The sequence below is a fragment of the Variovorax paradoxus B4 genome (genome assembly GCF_000463015.1).
GTDB lineage: Bacteria > Pseudomonadota > Gammaproteobacteria > Burkholderiales > Burkholderiaceae_C > Variovorax > Variovorax paradoxus_E.
Genome location: NC_022234.1, coordinates 849,543 through 865,047, shown reverse-complemented (window position 1 = coordinate 865,047; position 15,505 = coordinate 849,543). Strand labels below are relative to the sequence as shown.

At 67.3% G+C, this 15,505-nt stretch carries 13 protein-coding genes and 1 pseudogene; 10 read left to right on the top strand and 4 right to left on the bottom strand.

Translation table 11 applies throughout. The annotated features are described in order from the left end of the window. Positions 1-7: 7 nt before the first annotated feature. Both VAPA_RS31170 and VAPA_RS31165 read left to right on the top strand, forming a co-directional pair. Positions 8-1,438 carry an aldehyde dehydrogenase family protein gene (locus VAPA_RS31170; protein ID WP_021004227.1) on the top strand — a complete coding sequence of 477 codons (1,431 nt, stop codon included), beginning with the start codon at positions 8-10 and terminating at the stop codon, positions 1,436-1,438. A gap of 14 nt (positions 1,439-1,452) precedes the next feature. After that, a complete protein-coding gene (locus VAPA_RS31165; protein ID WP_021004226.1) occupies positions 1,453-2,421 on the top strand; it encodes a quinone oxidoreductase family protein in 969 nt (322 codons plus the stop codon). A gap of 8 nt (positions 2,422-2,429) precedes the next feature. Here the strand turns inward: VAPA_RS31165 and VAPA_RS31160 are convergent, their stop codons facing one another. Further along, on the bottom strand, positions 2,430-3,428 hold the full coding sequence (locus tag VAPA_RS31160; RefSeq protein WP_021004225.1) for an AraC family transcriptional regulator: 999 nt from the start codon (positions 3,426-3,428) through the stop codon (positions 2,430-2,432). Positions 3,429-3,608: 180 nt separating this feature from the next. On the opposite strand from VAPA_RS31160, the gene VAPA_RS31155 reads away from it, so the two are divergent. From VAPA_RS31155 to VAPA_RS31140, 5 genes and pseudogenes are all read left to right on the top strand, one after another. After that, the gene (locus VAPA_RS31155; RefSeq protein WP_021004224.1) at positions 3,609-4,400 is read left to right on the top strand and encodes an SDR family oxidoreductase; all 792 of its coding nucleotides are present in this window, start codon (positions 3,609-3,611) and stop codon (positions 4,398-4,400) included. Positions 4,401-4,428: 28 nt separating this feature from the next. Then, on the top strand, positions 4,429-5,667 hold the full coding sequence (locus VAPA_RS31150) for a styrene monooxygenase/indole monooxygenase family protein (RefSeq protein WP_021004223.1): 1,239 nt from the start codon (positions 4,429-4,431) through the stop codon (positions 5,665-5,667). A 14-nt stretch (positions 5,668-5,681) separates the two neighbouring features. Beyond that, a pseudogene (locus VAPA_RS35570) lies at positions 5,682-6,917 on the top strand (styrene monooxygenase/indole monooxygenase family protein); the annotation flags it as partial. Next, entirely contained in the window at positions 6,891-7,415 is a 525-nt protein-coding gene (locus VAPA_RS35335) for a flavin reductase family protein (protein ID WP_223262507.1), read from the top strand. The pseudogene VAPA_RS35570 and the gene VAPA_RS35335, both read left to right, overlap by 27 nt. A gap of 44 nt (positions 7,416-7,459) precedes the next feature. Then, positions 7,460-8,713, top strand: coding sequence for a dienelactone hydrolase family protein (locus VAPA_RS31140; protein ID WP_021004221.1), 1,254 nt, complete (start codon positions 7,460-7,462; stop codon positions 8,711-8,713). A gap of 108 nt (positions 8,714-8,821) precedes the next feature. Here VAPA_RS31140 and VAPA_RS31135 read toward each other — a convergent pair whose 3' ends face one another. Together VAPA_RS31135 and VAPA_RS31130 are read right to left on the bottom strand one after the other, a co-directional pair. Continuing rightward, complete coding sequence (locus VAPA_RS31135) at positions 8,822-9,820, bottom strand: Bug family tripartite tricarboxylate transporter substrate binding protein (RefSeq protein WP_021004220.1); 999 nt, start codon at positions 9,818-9,820, stop codon at positions 8,822-8,824. A gap of 14 nt (positions 9,821-9,834) precedes the next feature. Continuing rightward, complete coding sequence (locus VAPA_RS31130) at positions 9,835-10,956, bottom strand: aryl-sulfate sulfotransferase (RefSeq protein WP_021004219.1); 1,122 nt, start codon at positions 10,954-10,956, stop codon at positions 9,835-9,837. Between the two features lie 107 nt (positions 10,957-11,063). Here VAPA_RS31130 and VAPA_RS31125 point away from each other — a divergent pair, with 107 nt between their 5' ends. Together VAPA_RS31125 and VAPA_RS31120 are read left to right on the top strand one after the other, a co-directional pair. Next, positions 11,064-12,005, top strand: coding sequence for a LysR family transcriptional regulator (locus VAPA_RS31125; protein ID WP_021004218.1), 942 nt, complete (start codon positions 11,064-11,066; stop codon positions 12,003-12,005). Positions 12,006-12,319: 314 nt separating this feature from the next. Continuing rightward, on the top strand, positions 12,320-12,934 hold the full coding sequence (locus VAPA_RS31120; protein ID WP_041946702.1) for a hypothetical protein: 615 nt from the start codon (positions 12,320-12,322) through the stop codon (positions 12,932-12,934). A gap of 798 nt (positions 12,935-13,732) precedes the next feature. Here the strand turns inward: VAPA_RS31120 and VAPA_RS31115 are convergent. Continuing rightward, a complete protein-coding gene (locus VAPA_RS31115) occupies positions 13,733-14,398 on the bottom strand; it encodes a hypothetical protein (RefSeq protein ID WP_021004213.1) in 666 nt (221 codons plus the stop codon). Between the two features lie 298 nt (positions 14,399-14,696). On the opposite strand from VAPA_RS31115, the gene VAPA_RS31110 reads away from it, so the two are divergent. Next, complete coding sequence (locus tag VAPA_RS31110; RefSeq protein WP_021004212.1) at positions 14,697-15,440, top strand: NUDIX hydrolase; 744 nt, start codon at positions 14,697-14,699, stop codon at positions 15,438-15,440. The last annotated feature ends 65 nt before the right edge of the window (positions 15,441-15,505 follow it).

The window sequence follows — 15,505 nt, the reverse complement described above, 5'->3', positions numbered from 1 at the left end:
CGGCCCCATGTGGAACATCGACCAGGCCTACATCGATGGCGCCTTCGTGCCCGTGCAGGGCAGCGAGCGGCTGGAGATCTGCAACCCCGCGACCGAACGGGCCATCGGCACGGTGACGCTGGCGAACCGCGAGGACGCGAAGCGCGCCATTGCCGCGGCGAACCGCGCCCAGCCGGCGCTCGCGCGAAGCACCAGGGCGCAGCGCATCGACATGCTCCGGCGCCTCGAGGCCGCGGTGCTGGCACGCACCGACCAGATCCGCGAGGCCACCATCGAGGAGTACGGCGGCCCGCTGGCCCGCTCGCAGTGGGTCAGCAACTACGCCTCGCAATGCTTCGCCACCACGGCGCAGGCGCTGCGGGACTACGCCTTCGAGCGCCGGCTGGGCGAAGCCGCCGTGGTGATGGAACCGGTCGGCGTCGCCGGCCTCATTGCGCCCTGGAACGCCGCCGCCGGTAGCATCTGCAGCAAGCTGGCTTCGGCCATCGCCGCGGGCTGCGCCTCGGTCGTCAAGCCGAGCGAGCTGGGCCCGCTGCAGGCGCAGGCCGTGACCGAGGCGCTGCACGACGCGGGCCTGCCGCCCGGCGTTTTCAACGTGCTGCTCGGGCGCGGCAGCGATGTGGGCGACGAGATCGCCACCAGTGCGGGCATCGCGAAGATCTCGTTCACCGGTTCCACGCAGACCGGAAAGCTCATTGCGCGCGCGAGCCTGGAAACCATGAAGCGCGTGAGTCTCGCGCTCTCGGGCAAGTCGGCCACCCTGGTGCTGGACGACGCCGACCTGGCCGCCACGCTGCCCCTGGCGCTGAATGCCGCCTTCATGAACAACGGCCAGGCCTGCGTGGCGGGCACGCGCCTGCTGATCCCGCGCGCGCACATGGAGGCCGCCGCCGAACACGTGCGAGCGGCGGTGGCGGCCCTGCGCGTGGGCGATCCGCGTGACCCTGCCACCGCGGTCGGACCGCTCGCGAGCCAGGCGCAGTTCGATCGCGTGCAGCACTTCATCCGCCGCGGTCTGGCGCAGGGCGCAACCCTCGTGGCCGGCGGCGAGGGTCGGCCGGACGGTCTTGAAAAGGGTTGGTTCGTGCGGCCCACCGTGTTCGCCGAGGTGCGCAACGACATGGACATCGCGCGCGAGGAGATCTTCGGGCCGGTGCTCTCGATGATCGGCTATGGCGACGAGAACGACGCCATCGACATCGCGAACGACTCGCCGTACGGCTTGCAGGCCTACGTCTTCTCGTCCGACGCGCAGCGTGCCCTGCGCGTGGCCTCGCGGCTGCGCGCCGGCACGGTGCTGGTGAACCGCATCACGCCCGAGTTGGCCGCGCCCTTCGGCGGCGTCAAGCAGTCGGGCGTCGGCAGGGAGTTCGGCGTCTTCGGCATGGAGGCTTTCCTGGAGCCGAAGACCATCGCCGTCGCGAACGGCATTGCGTGAAAAAGGAAACAACGATGAAAGCAGTGGTGATGAACCGGACCGGCAACGTCGACGTGCTGGCGTATGTGACGCGGCCGGACCCTGTGCCCGGCCGCGGGATGGTGCTGGTGCAGGTCGCCGTCGCCGGCGTCAATTTCATGGACATCGGTGTGCGCCAGGGCATGGCGTGGAACGAGATGCCCAACCCGAAGATCCTGGGTGTCGAGGGCGCGGGCCGCGTGCTGGCCGTGGGCGAAGGGGCCGAGGGCTTTGCCATCGGGCAGCGCGTGGCGTGGGTCTATGCGCCCGGCAGCTATGCGCAGAAGATCGCCATTGCGGCCACGTCGCTGGTGCCCATCCCCGATGGCATCGACGACAAGACCGCGGCGGCGGTGATGATGCAAGGCCTGACCGCCAGCCATTTCGCCACCGACTTCTATCCGGTGCAGCCTGGCGATATCGCCTTCGTCCACGCGGCAGCCGGCGGCCTCGGGCTGCTGCTGACGCAGATCGTCAGGCTGCGCGGCGGGCGGGTGATCGGCCGCGTGTCATCGACGGACAAGGTGGCGGTGGCCACGGCGGCCGGCGCGGATCACGTGATCGTCGACAGCGAAGGCAGGTTCGCCGAGCAGGCGCGACAGCTGTCCGGCGGCGAGGGCGTGCACGTGGTGTTCGACGGCTCGGGCCCCACCACCTTCCAGGGGTCGCTGGACGTGCTGCGCCGCTCGGGGACCTTCTGCTGGTACGGCCCGGTGCTGGGCGGGCCGGGTGCCATCGACATCATGAGCCTGCCCAGGAGCGTCAAGCTGGGCTACGCGGTGTTCTCCGATCACATCCATACGCCGGAACTGCTGCGCGCGCACTCGGCGCGGCTGTTCGACTGGATCGCCGAAGGCAAGCTGAAAGTCCATGTCGGCGGCGTATACCCGCTGGCCGATGCGGCCAAGGCCCACGCCGACATGGCCAGCCGCGCGACCACCGGCAAGCTGCTGCTGCTGCCCTGACGCCAAAGTCAGGAGGCGCGCAGTGCCCGAGTCTCCGACGGCCGCTCGCCGAAGCGGGCGCGGTACTGTGCCGCAAAGTGGCCCATGTGAAGAAAACCGTACTTCGCCGCAACGTCGCGTACGCCGCCGTGGCCCGGCACGCGCAGTTCGGCGCGCACCTTGTCGAGGCGTTGCTCGCGCAGGAATTCCATCGGACCCAGGCCCGCATGCTGGCGAAACGCGAGTTGCAGCGCACGCGCGCTGCAGCCGACTTCGCGGCAAACGTCGGCCAGCGACAAGGGCTGCTCGGCGTGCGCGGCCATGTAGTCCTGCGCCCTGCGGACCACGCGCGGCAGCAGGCTGCGCCGGGCATCGCCGGCCAGGGCGCGCGAATGGTTGTGCCCCGCGGACATCAGCAGGCTGGCCATCAGGTACTCCTCGGCATGCTCGGCCAGGCGGCCGCCGGCCTGCAGGGCGGTGCCGCTGTCGAGCGTGAGCCGCAGGTAGTCGATGAAGTGCACCACCGGCGCCAGTGCGGGGGTGTCGAGCGGCACGCCGAGGTCGAACACCAGGTGCTGCCTGGCGGGCGCCTGGAGCAGGGATTCGAGCCGCGAGAGCAGCGCGGAGCGAGCCAGCCGCACGATCAGGTGCGGGCTGTCGTCGGCCCAGCGCATCGACAGCGGCTCGGTCGGCGAAGGCAGCGAGGCCAGGCGGGGGCTCGCATCCACATGCTGCGCGCCGCAACGGATCTCGGCGCCGCCGCGCAACGGAATCTGCAACAGGAAGAAATCTTGCAGGTAGCCGGGGTCGATCTGCACGCCCGGGCCGTACTGCACGTAGTTGAGGCTCACGTCCCGATGCAGGCGCGCGCTGTGATGGCAGGCGTCGAGCTCGGTGCGGGGCCGCAGCATGACCAGGCCGTGCGGGCAGAACACGCGGGCCACGCTTTCACGGGCCTCGTCCATGTCGTGGCTCTCGAAAAGCCGGTAGCGCTGCAGCGGCAGCGGTGGGGTCGTGGCGGTTTCCATGGGGCGAGGCCACCCTAGCAAAAACCATCCCCGGCCACAATTCGGACCAGCCCTCGATAAAACCTGCGCGCCAGGGACAGGCGCTGCGTTTGCGGGACTCGCCGAAGGCCTGCTGCCTCGTAACGTTCGCTCCCACAGGCCATCCTGGCCTGCCCGACCGAACCGAGGAGAGCAAGCGTCATGTTCAAGGGACTCGAGGGCAAGAGCGCCATCGTCACCGGTGGCTCCACACTGATAGGCGCCGGCGTGGTGCGCGCGCTGCACGCGGCGGGTGCGAAGGTCGTCGTTGCCGACATCGATGCCGCCAACGGCCAGGCGCTGGCGGATTCGCTTGGCGCGGGCGTGCATTTCGTGCGCACCGACATCACCGACGACGCGCAGGTGCAGGCTTGCGTGGCGGAAGCGGCCACGCGGCACGGCGGCGTGCACTTTCTCGTCAACCTGGCGTGCTCCTACCTGGACGACGGCTTCAAGTCGCAGCGCGCCGACTGGCTCGCTTCGTTCAACGTGAACGTGGCGAGCGCGGTGGCGATGCTGCAGGCCGTGCATCCGCACATGGTCGCGGCCGGCGGCGGGGCGGTGGTCAATTTCACGAGCATCTCGTCGCGCGTGGCGCAGACGGGGCGCTGGCTCTATCCGGTGAGCAAGGCCGCCATGGCGCAGCTCACCCGCAACATGGCGATGGACCTGGCGCCGGACCGCATCCGCGTGAACAGCGTGTCGCCGGGCTGGACCTGGTCGGCCGTGATGGACCGGCTCAGCGGCGGCGACCGCGCCAAGACCGACCGCGTGGCCGCGCCTTTTCATCTGCTCGGGCGTGTCGGCGATCCGGACGAGGTGGCGCAGGTGGTGCTGTTCCTCTGCTCGGACCACGCGAGCTTCGTGACTGGTTCCGATTACGCGGTGGATGGCGGTTATTCCGCCATGGGCCCCGAGCAGGCCGTGCCGGCCATTCCCAAGTTGATGGACTAGCTCCCAACGGAGCAGCAAGGAGCAAGCAATGAAGCGAATCGCAATCGTCGGCGCGGGCCAGTCGGGCCTGCAATTGGGGCTCGGGCTGCTCGCAGCAGGCTGCGAGGTCACGATGTTCAGCAACCGCACGGGCGAGGACATCCGCCGTGGCAAGGTCATGTCGAGCCAGTGCATGTTCCACACCTCGCTGCAGATCGAACGCGACCTGGGCCTGGACCTGTGGGCGCACGACTGCCCCACGGTGGACGGCATCGGCCTGGCCGTGCCGCATCCCGAGCAGAAGGGCGCCAAGGCCATCGACTGGGCCGCGCGGCTGAATTCGAGCGCGCAGTCGGTCGACCAGCGCGTGAAGATTCCCGCCTGGATGGAAGTATTCCAGAAGAAGGGCGGCGAACTCGTCTTCAAGGATGCGGGCATCGACGAGCTCGAAGCCTGCACGCAAAGCCACGACCTCACGCTGGTCGCGAGCGGCAAGGGCGAGATCTCGAAACTCTTCGAGCGCGATGCCCACAAGTCGAGCTTCGACAAGCCGCAGCGCGCACTGGCGCTGACCTATGTGAAGGGGATGAAGCCGCGCGAGCCGTTCTCTGCCGTGTGCTTCAACCTCATTCCCGGCGTGGGCGAATACTTCGTGTTCCCGGCACTGACGACGACGGGGCCCTGCGAGATCATGGTGTTCGAGGGCGTGCCGGGCGGACCGATGGATTGCTGGGCGGACGTGAAGACACCGCAGGAGCACCTCGCACGCAGCAAGTGGATTCTCGAGACCTTCCTGCCGTGGGAGGCCGAGCGCTGCGGGAACATCGAATTGACCGACGACAACGGCATTCTCGCGGGCCGCTTCGCGCCGACGGTGCGCAAGCCGGTGGCAACCTTGCCCTCCGGGCGCAAGGTGCTGGGCCTGGCCGACGTGGTGGTGCTCAACGACCCGATCACCGGCCAGGGCTCCAACAACGCGGCCAAGTGCGCCGACACCTATCTGAAGAGCATCCTCGCGCGCGGCGAGGGCGCGGCCGATGCGGCGTGGATGCAGCAGACCTTCGACCGCTACTGGTTCGGCTATGCGCAATGGGTCACGCAGTGGACCAACATGCTGCTCGCGCCGCCACCGCCCCATGTGCTCAAGCTGCTCGGCAGCGCCGGCGCGATACCGCCGCTGGCCAGTGCCTTCGCCAACGGTTTCGACGATCCGCGCACCTTCTTCCCGTGGTTCGCGGATCCCGCGGAAGCGGAGCGCTACATCGAAACCTGCGCGGCTGCCGTATAGCCTGGAGCGAACGCATGAAGCGACGCGTGGCCATCGTCGGCGCCGGACAGTCCGGCATGCAGCTCGCGCTCGGCCTGCAGCGCGCGGGGCACGAGGTGACGGTTTTTTCGAACCGCACGGCGAGGGAGATTTTCGAAGGGCCGGTGATGTCGAGCCAGTGCATGTTCGAGACCGCGCTGCAGACCGAGCGCGAGCTGGAGCTGGACTGGTGGGCGGGCGAATGCCCCCTCGTGGAGGGCATCGGCATGGCGGTGCGCAACCCGGAAGGCGGCAAGGCCATCGAATGGAGTGCGAGGCTCGACGGACCTGCGCAGTCGGTCGACCAGCGCCTCAAGATACCTGCCTGGATGGCCGGGTTCGAGAAGCGCGGCGGCCGGCTGGTGCTGCAGGAAGTGGGGATCGACGCGCTGGAGGCCTGCGCTGCGACGCACGATCTCGTGGTCGTCGCCAGCGGCAAGGGCGAGATCTCGCAGCTGTTCGAGCGCGACGCGGAGCGCTCGCCGTTCGACCAGCCCCAGCGCGCACTGGCGCTGACCTATGTGAAGGGGATGAAGCCGCGCGAGCCGTTCTCTGCCGTGTGCTTCAACCTCATTCCCGGCGTGGGCGAATACTTCGTGTTCCCGGCACTGACGACGACGGGGCCCTGCGAGATCATGGTGTTCGAGGGCGTGCCGGGCGGACCGATGGATTGCTGGGCGGACGTGAAGACACCGCAGGAGCACCTCGCACGCAGCAAGTGGATTCTCGAGACCTTCCTGCCGTGGGAGGCCGAGCGCTGCGGGAACATCGAATTGACCGACGACAACGGCATTCTCGCGGGCCGCTTCGCGCCGACGGTGCGCAAGCCGGTGGCAACCTTGCCCTCCGGGCGCAAGGTGCTGGGCCTGGCCGATGCGGTGGTGCTCAACGACCCGATCACGGGGCAGGGCGCCAACAACGCGGCCAAGTGCGCCGACATCTACCTGAAGCGGATCCTCGAACACGGCGATGCACCGTTCGGCGCCGCCTGGATGCAGGAGACCTTCGACCGCTACTGGGAAGGCTATGCCCGCTGGGCGACCGACTGGACAAACAGCCTGCTCGCAGCGCCGAAGCCGCACTTGCAGAAGCTGCTCCAGAGCGCGACCCACATGCCCGCCGTGGCGAGCACCATCGTCAACGGCTTCGACGACCCGCGTGCCTTCGCGCCCTGGTGGTTCGATGCCGTCGAGGCAGACCGCTTTCTGGAGACCCGTGCGCGCGAAGCCGCTGTCGACCGCTTCGACCGGCGCGACTTCCGCAAGGCTCTCGGGCAGTTCAGCACCGGCGTGACCGTCATCACCACCCGGGCGATCGACGGCCGCCGCGTGGGCATGACCGCCAATTCGTTCTCCTCGGTCTCGCTGGACCCGCCGCTGGTGCTGTGGAGCCTGGCCCGGCAGGCGCCGAGCGTGGGCGACTTCACCGGCGCCAGCCACTTCGCGATCAATGTGCTGGCGGCCCACCAGCATCACCTGTCGCGCCAGTTCTCGACGCCGCAGGCGGACAAGTTCGGCGGGGTGGACTGCTGCGAGGGCACGGCCGGCGTGCCGCTGCTCAATGGCGTCATCGCCCGGTTCGTCTGCCGCAACGTGAAGCAGTACGACGGCGGCGACCACCTGATCTTCATCGGCGAAGTCGAGCGCTACGACCGCTTCGACGGCGAACCGCTGGTCTTCCATTCGGGCTACTACCAGGTGACGACGCGCCACCCGGAATGCGTTCAGTGAGCGCGCGGCCCGCACCTTCCCATTCTTGAACGGAGCAAGTCCACATGCAGGAAAACAGAGCAACCAGCGCCACGCAGCACGTCCGCATCCAGGCCACCGACGGCAGCGGCAGCTTCAACGGCTACCTCGCCATGCCGCGCTCGGGCAGCGGCCCCGGCCTGGTGCTCGCACAGGAGATCTTCGGCGTGAACGCGACAATGCGCGAGGTGGCCGACTACTACGCCGAGGAAGGCTACGTGGTGCTCGTGCCCGACCTGTTCTGGCGCCAGCAGCCCGATGTCGAGCTCGGCTATTCGCCGGACGACTGGCAGCGCGCATTCGCCCTCTACAAGGGTTTTGACGAGGCCCGTGGCATGGAGGACATGCAGGCTTCCATCAGCGCGCTGCGCCTGCGGCCCGAAGTGCAGGACGCCAAGGTCGGCGTGCTCGGCTTCTGCCTGGGCGGCAAGCTGGCCTACCTGGCGGCCTGCCGCACCGATGCGGATGTCGCCGTCGGCTACTACGGCGTGGGCATCGATGCGGCGCTGGACGAGGCCGGCAACATCCGCTGCCCGCTCGCCCTGCATGTGGCCGAGCTCGACGGTTTCTGCCCGCCCGAAGCGCGCGAACGCATCGTGCAGGCGCTGCGCGGCCGGCCCGATGTCGAGGTGCATGTGTACCCGGGTGTGGACCACGCCTTTGCACGGGTGGGCGGCGAGCACTACCACCGCGCCTCGGCCCTCATGGCCCACGAGCGCAGCATTGCCGCGCTCAAGTCCGCCATCGGCCCGCACTACGACCTGGCCGCGCTATGGGACAAGCACTGCGAGTACGAGTTCGCCACGCGCAACGTCGACGACACCATGTCCACCATGGTGGCCGAACCCTACGTCAACCACATTCCCACCATGACCGGCGGCGTGGGCTACGAGGCGCTGCACAGCTTCTACAGCAACCACTTCGTCAACAGCAATCCGCCCGATACCTCGCTGGTGCCGATCTCGCGCACCGTGGGTGCGTCGCAGGTGGTCGACGAGATGCTGTTCTGCTTCACGCACACCACCGAGATCCCGTGGATGCTGCCGGGCGTGCCGCCGACCGGCAAGCGCGTGGAAATTCCGTTGCTGGCGGTGGTCAAGTTCCGCGGCGACAAGCTCTACCACGAGCACATCTACTGGGACCAGGCCAGCGTGCTGGTGCAGGTGGGCCTGCTCGATCCGAAACTGCTGCCCGTGGCCGGTGTCGAGACCGCGCGCAAGCTCCTGGACGAGACGCTGCCATCGAACAGCCTGATGCATCGGGGCGAGAACGTCGATTGAAGGACGAAAGATCCTTGTTCGCTCCTGCGCGTCCTGTGCGTCCTGCACGTTCGGAGGGCCGCCTTGGACGAGCCCGCATTCGCCGCTTCTTGCGCCTCACGCTTCACCCTAGTCGACCTTGATCGCCGCCGCCGCGATGGTGCGTGCCATGTCGCTGCGCTCGCTCGCGAGGTGGGCCGCGAACTGCGCAGGCGTCATCTGCATCGGCTTGAACCCGGCATCGGCGAGCTTGCGCACGGTCTCGGGCTCGGCCAGCACGGCGGTCATCTCGCGGGCCAGCCGTTCGACGATGGCCGGGTCCGTCTTCGCAGGCACCAGCAGGCCGTGCCATGCCTCCACATCCAGGCGCTTGAGCTCCGGCGTCTCGGACAGGCTGGGTACGTCGGGCAGGCCCGGCCAGCGGGTACGCGAGGTCACGCCGAAGGCTTTCACCTTGCCGTCGCGAACGAAGCCCTGCACCAGCGACACCGGCAGCACCGCCAGGTCGATCTGGCCGCCGGCCAGCTCGGTCAGTACCTGCGGGCCGGACTTGTAGGGCACGTGCACCATGTCCAGGCCGGCCTTCTGCTTGATCATCTCGGCCGTCACGTGCAGCCCGGTACCGACGCCATCCGTTCCGAAGTTCAGCTTGCCGGGCTGGCTGCGGACCAGCCGAAGCAGTTCGCTCGTGGTGCCGACCGCCAGGGTCGGCCTGCCCACCAGCACGAACGCCGAAGCCGCGACCGGCACCACCGGCACGAGCTCCTTCAGCGCGTCGTAGCGGTACGTTTTGGGCGACACGAGCGGCGCGACGTTGATCGGGCTCGCCACGGCGAACAGCAGGGTATGGCCATCCGGACGTGCGCGGATCACGCGCTGGGTGGCGATGGTGCCCGAGGCGCCGACCGTGTTCTCCACCACGACCGGCTGCTTCAGCCTTTCCGAGAGGCGGGGCATCAGCAGCCGGGCCGCCACGTCGACGCTGCCGCCGGCGGAGAACGGGACCACAGCGACGATGGGGTCGGAAGCGCCGGGGCCTGGCTGCGCGCCCACCGCGAGGGCGAGTGCGAACAGGCCCGGGCCCAGGGCGCAGCGCAGCGGCGCCAGCAGGACATCAAGGGAAGACATGGCGTGACCTCGCATCAACGCTGCAGCCAGGGCAGCTGGCTGGCCTGGTAGCGGTGGGTCTGGAACACGCTGTTGAGGCGCCCGGGCCCGGTCTTGCGGGCGGCCTCGTCCGGGTACTCGGCGAACCACGGCAGGATGTACTCCCACACCACCTCGCCGGCCGGTGTCACCTCGAACAGGCGTCCCGTTGCGGACTCGGTGATGTGCGTGTTCCCGTTGTGCAAGCGCTGCGCGTTGCCCATGAAGGCCGTGAAGAAGGCATTGACCATCTCGTCCGCATAGGACCAGACCACCGCTTGTGTCGCGGGGTCGATCTCGACCACGCGCGAGAACGGCACGTGCGCCCCGCTGCGGAAGTTGCCGTTGTCGAATGCGAGGATGTTGCCGTTCGGCAGCGCCACCGGCGCATGCTGGTGCGAGACCACGCTCGGGGGGATGTGCAGCTTCACCTCGCCGCTGGCCTTGTCGACGGCGACGATGCCGGCGGTGGTGCGCAAGCTCATGAGCACGCGGCCTTCGCCATCCACGTCCAGGCCGTTGACCAGGGGCCAGTGGTATCGGCCGAAGCCGGGGTGGATCGGATGCTTCGACGGGTCCAGGTGCTCCCAGGCCTTCCATTCCCAGACCTGCTCTCCGGCGCGGTTCACTTCGCGGATCACGTCGCCCCACATCGGCTCGTCGGGGTGGTGCGCCGTGCCGCCCTTCACCCGGTCGGCGAAGCCCGCCGGCACAAGCTCGCAGGCAGCGTAGAGCAAGTTGCCGTTGTCGAGCCACCGGGCGTCGTGATGGTGCCCGGGGTCCTCGAAATGCCAGACCACCTCGCCCTGCGGCGTCACCTCGGAGAAATCGCCGCCGTGCCACATCGACCAGGGCGCATAGCGCTCCGGCGAGTCCGGATGGCTGCCGTTGTAGCCCATGTTGCCGTTGGGCAGGATCACCGCGTGGCGCCCGGCGCGCAGCGGCATCTTCCACTGGTGGACCACCGTTCCCTGCATGTCGATCAGGTAGACGTTGCCGTCGGCCGTCTGCGGCGCGATGAGCGTGTATCCGCCGGCCGAGAGCGCGGGATCGTGGGCGATCAGGCCGACGCCGCGGCGGCGCTGCGTGATCTGGTCGACGGTGGTGCTGGAGGTCATTGCGGTCCTTCGTGTGTGGGTACGGGATGCAATCTAGGCGCGAAGTGTCGTCAGGAAAAGCTGTTTGTTTCGAACGCCCTGTCAATCAAAACCGTACACTTCGCGCGATGCTTGTCGTCTCGCAATCCTTCCGCTGCTTCGACGAGGTCGCTCGCCGGGGCTCCATCCGCAAGGCGGCCGAATCGCTGCACCTCACGGCGGCGGCGGTTCACCAGCAGGTGCTCAACCTGGAGGCCCAGGTCGGCACGCCGCTGTTCGATCGGCTGCCCCGCGGCATGCAGCTGACCACCGCCGGCGAAATCATGCTGGCCGCCATCCGCCGCGGGCAGCGGGACATCGACCACGCGGTGACCCAGGTGGAAGATCTGCGGGCACTGCGCCGGGGCCACATCAACCTGGCGGTGTCGCAATCCTCGGCCGAGCAACTGGTGCCAGACGCCATACGCGCCGTGATGGCGCGCCATCCCGGCGTGACCTACACGGTGCGCACCGGCAGCGGCGAGCGAATCCTGGGCTGGGTCGCCAACGGCGAGGCGGACATCGGCTATTGCCTGCGCCGCAAGCCGCCGCCGGGCGTGGAGGAGGTGCGGGCCTTCGCGCAGCAACTTGGCGTCGTCGCGCCGCCAGGCCATCCGCTTGCCGCGCCAGCGCGCGCCCGGCGCCTGCGTGACTGCCTGGACGCGCCGCTCATCCTCATGACGACGGACACGGAACTGCGGGCAATGGTCGAGCAGATCGGCCAGCGCGAGCACCGTCCCTCGCGGCCGCTGATCGAGACCAGTTCGGTGGCAATGGCCCGGCGGCTCGTGGCGGAAGGTCTCGGCGTGAGCTTCCTGATCCCCGAGAACGTGGCGCAGGACGTGGCGGCCGGCCGCCTGGCCTGGAACGCACTGGCCGACGAGGGCGCCCGCTCGCACAGCTGCCTCTACCAGCGCACCGGTCAGGCCACCGCGGCGGCGATGGGCATGTTCCTGCAGTATTTCGAAGCCGAGCTCTCGGCGATCTCCGAGCAATTCGGCCCGCCAAAGCGCCGCGTGCGCGCCCGTTGAGCCTGGCCTGCATGAGCGAAGCACGGTCAATCGCGTCTGACCGGGCGTACGATAGGCGGCAGGGTGAAAGGCACATGAAGATCGACGCATTTGACGAAGGGCTCGAGCACCGGAATATGTCTGTGCCTCGGTCTTGCATGGCGGGCGCCGCTTCAACATCAACATTCACATCTGCCACCGGGGTGACCCGGTTCACAAGGATTCGATGGCATTCATGATCGAGGCTCAGATCCGTCGGGCATCGCTCAAACAGTGATGGGGACCACGTCCAGATGTTCTTTTCTCGCAAACCGAAGCCGCCCTCATCGAGGCTCATGCAGCTGCACGAGTACATCGACCTGCTCCACGGAGGCACCGAGGATCACGCCGGAAGCGATGCGGTCAAACGCAGCGCCGTGGAGCTTGCGCACAGCCTTCGCGAACCCCTGCAATTGAAAGCACGGACGGCCCCGGAGTTGGCGCAGGTTTTCGCCCGCCGCTCCAGGGCGCACGATGCACTGCTGGTTCATGTGCCCCTTCACATCAGTGATTGCTTCTTGATCGCCATATTCAGGAACGGTGCGCCCACCGCGCAGGAGCACCTTCTCTTCGACATCGGCGCGGAATATCAGGAGCCCATGCTGGATTGCCCCGAGTTCGGCGTGGCGGAACCGGCGAACGAAGCCAATATCCGTCACTGGATTCCGTTGTTGCAAGGCCAGCCGTCCGCGTTCGCGGTCATTGAACGACGTGGTGGAACGTACATGCAGGTGTTCGCCGATCTCGAAGGCTTTCATCTGGAGCACCAGTTGGTCACCCCTGGGTCGCACTATCGCAGGACCGAGCCCGTCAGCGCGGATGAAGCCGTCGACACCCTGGTGTCCTATGCGTGCGAAAAATACGAGTGGGCCTACAAGCCTTGGGAGCGGCTCGAACTTCAGGCCACGTGATCCGCTCTCGGCCGCCCGGCAGATAGACTCCGCAGGCATGAATCCACGCGCACGCCCTGTGCCGGCAAGCTCTCGACCTGGCTCGTGATCGAAGCCACCCGATCGCGGAAGCAACGGCGCAATTTGCGGCAGCTCCACACGAAGGAGAATTCAAGCACTTACCGCACGCCGCACATGTTCTGCCATTACATCGACGTCGGCCATCCGGTGCTCGCCCTCCCATGAACATCCGCATCCTCGCCCCCTCGCGCGCGGCGATCGGCGAAACGGGAAGGAAATCCTGCTCACCTGCGCGATGGAAGCAGCGCCGCCAGCGCGTCGGCTTCCTTCTTCATGGCCAATGCCAGGTCGGTGCCGGCCGTGCCGGCCAGTTTGTCGGAAAGACCAGTGGCGACAAGCGTGTGCGCGACGCCTCAGCCTCACGCAACGCATCGCGAGATGGTGTACGCCCGCGATGGCCACAAGGGAATCGGTCTTCCTACCCGTTTGCGTGGTACGCCAGGTTCGCCGGGCGCCAGTCCTCGGCCTTTCAATTCAGGCGCCGTTTGCGTCCTGAATTCGCTCGGATTCACCGCGCTTGAAATCGATCAGCTCTTTGCCGACGGTATCGTGCCCATGCCGAGGCTGGATGCCGGACATGCGGCGCAAGCGTGAGCCATCAGTGCAAGGAGCTGTAGCCGGCGGAGTTCCATGCTTGCAGAAGCAGCGCGGCCGCCGTGCCCATGGCTGATGCTGCAACGGGGATTGCGCCGAACAGGCTGGCTCACCTGGCGGATGCCCTGCCTGCGCGAGATGGTCTTAATGCGACCCGCTCCGGTGCTGAGAAAGAGATAGTGCGGCCAGCTTCTTCCTTGCGCTTTGCAGCAGGCCGAGCCGCTCGGTCGGCAGCTGTGCCTTGGTGTCTCCTGGCGCGATGATCTCGAACGCCGAGGCGGCCGCCAGTTTTGCGGTGAGTGCGTCGCGAGACGTCAGTCCTTCGAGTCTGGCGTTCGAGATCACGTGCACCTGCAGATGGCGGTGGAGGGCCTTCGACAGCTTCCGGCAGGCCTCCGTCATGGTCGCCTCGTCGGGCGTCACCGCGCCGTGCACGACCAGGAGTTCTATGACATTGTCATTGTCCTCCCCCAAGACGAAGGCGCGCACGACCGAGTTCTTGAACTTGGAACGCAGCATGGAACGGATCGGCTCGGCCGCAGCGAACGACTTCAACGCGATGCTGCGCAGCTCGCGATAGAAGACGAACGAACGGTTCGCTTTGACGGTCTCGGTCTGATCTGCCATTGCCTTTTGTTTTGCCAGGATGCCGCTCTTGACGAGGTGTTCCACTGTGGCGTCGACCTCGCTCGGCTCCAATTTCGTTCGTTGGGCCAACTCGTTCACCGAGTACGGGTGATCGGGGGCTGCATATACGACCTGCATGAGCTTCTGCACAGCGGGGGACAGGAGAAAATCTGCAGCACTCACGGGTGTTGTTGCTCGTTCAGGTCTTTGGGAAAAGCCTGGATTATGAAGTTGGCGGACGCACCTGTGCTTCAGAAGTCCCTGCGCGCCTCGGGCCGTCCCCGGATCATCCAGGGCGGCTGCGCACAAGGGTATGCTGATCGCGGTGCTCGTAGAGAGCATGGCTGCCGGCATTTCTGGCAGTCGCTTCGGATACGTTGCTCGAAATGCCGCTGGCTGGGAAAACCCGGACGCACACGCGGTCGCTATATTCCCCTTCCAGAGTTGTTCTGTACAACCCAAATCAAGAGGAGCTCGCGTCTTGAAGCCATCCAGAAAAAATCAGGCCGATCTGAACTTTCCCAGGCCGCTGGTCACCGTCGACGTGGTCATCTTCACCGTGCTGGAAGATGCGCTGAAGGTCATGCTGGTACGCCGCCCGAACGGCCTCGACGATCCCTTTCCCGGTCGCTGGGCCCTTCCCGGAGGGTTCATCGACGTCGACAAGGACACCAGCCTGCTCGACTGCGCGTTGCGCAAGCTGCGGGAGAAGACCGGCGTTGCCGCACCGTATCTCGAACAGCTGGGCAGCTGGGGCGGCGCGCACCGCGATCCGCGGGGCTGGTCGGCCACGCATGCGTTCTTCGCGCTGATGCCGAGCCAGGACCTGGTGCTCGAGAAAGGCGTGAACGCCGCGCAGGTCGAATGGATGGACGCCGCGGCCGCGAGCCGCAAGCGCCTGGCGTTCGACCATGCCGGGATCCTGGAGAGCGCCATCGCACGGCTGCGCAGCAAGGTGGAATACACCTCGCTTCCGGCCTTTCTTCTGAATGAGCCCTTCACGCTGCCGCAGCTGCAGCACACCTACGAGGTCGTGCTCGGCCGCGCCGTCGACAAGAGCGCCTTCCGCAAGCGGATGCTCGACGGCGGCTTCATGGAGGAGGCCGGCACGGTGGAGGGTGCCTCCGGCCGGCCGGCCATGGGCTACCGGTTGCGCGACCGGTCGCAGGCCGCCTTGTTTCCCCGCACCTTCAGTCCGCGGGACGCCGAGGTGCCGGATGCTTGACTTTTTCTTTCGTGGTTGTACAGTGCAACCAACAAGAGTTGTACAGTACAACTAACAAGAGGACG

What these genes read in the sequence shown, in the direction of transcription:
- VAPA_RS31170 (WP_021004227.1), top strand. Translation starts at nt 8, where the DNA reads ATGTGGAACATCGACCAGGCCTACATCGATGGCGCCTTCGTGCCCGTG.
- VAPA_RS31165 (WP_021004226.1), top strand. Translation starts at nt 1,453, where the DNA reads ATGAAAGCAGTGGTGATGAACCGGACCGGCAACGTCGACGTGCTGGCG.
- VAPA_RS31160 (WP_021004225.1), bottom strand. Translation starts at nt 3,428, where the DNA reads ATGGAAACCGCCACGACCCCACCGCTGCCGCTGCAGCGCTACCGGCTT.
- VAPA_RS31155 (WP_021004224.1), top strand. Translation starts at nt 3,609, where the DNA reads ATGTTCAAGGGACTCGAGGGCAAGAGCGCCATCGTCACCGGTGGCTCC.
- VAPA_RS31150 (WP_021004223.1), top strand. Translation starts at nt 4,429, where the DNA reads ATGAAGCGAATCGCAATCGTCGGCGCGGGCCAGTCGGGCCTGCAATTG.
- VAPA_RS31140 (WP_021004221.1), top strand. Translation starts at nt 7,460, where the DNA reads ATGCAGGAAAACAGAGCAACCAGCGCCACGCAGCACGTCCGCATCCAG.
- VAPA_RS31135 (WP_021004220.1), bottom strand. Translation starts at nt 9,820, where the DNA reads ATGTCTTCCCTTGATGTCCTGCTGGCGCCGCTGCGCTGCGCCCTGGGC.
- VAPA_RS31130 (WP_021004219.1), bottom strand. Translation starts at nt 10,956, where the DNA reads ATGACCTCCAGCACCACCGTCGACCAGATCACGCAGCGCCGCCGCGGC.
- VAPA_RS31125 (WP_021004218.1), top strand. Translation starts at nt 11,064, where the DNA reads ATGCTTGTCGTCTCGCAATCCTTCCGCTGCTTCGACGAGGTCGCTCGC.
- VAPA_RS31120 (WP_041946702.1), top strand. Translation starts at nt 12,320, where the DNA reads ATGCAGCTGCACGAGTACATCGACCTGCTCCACGGAGGCACCGAGGAT.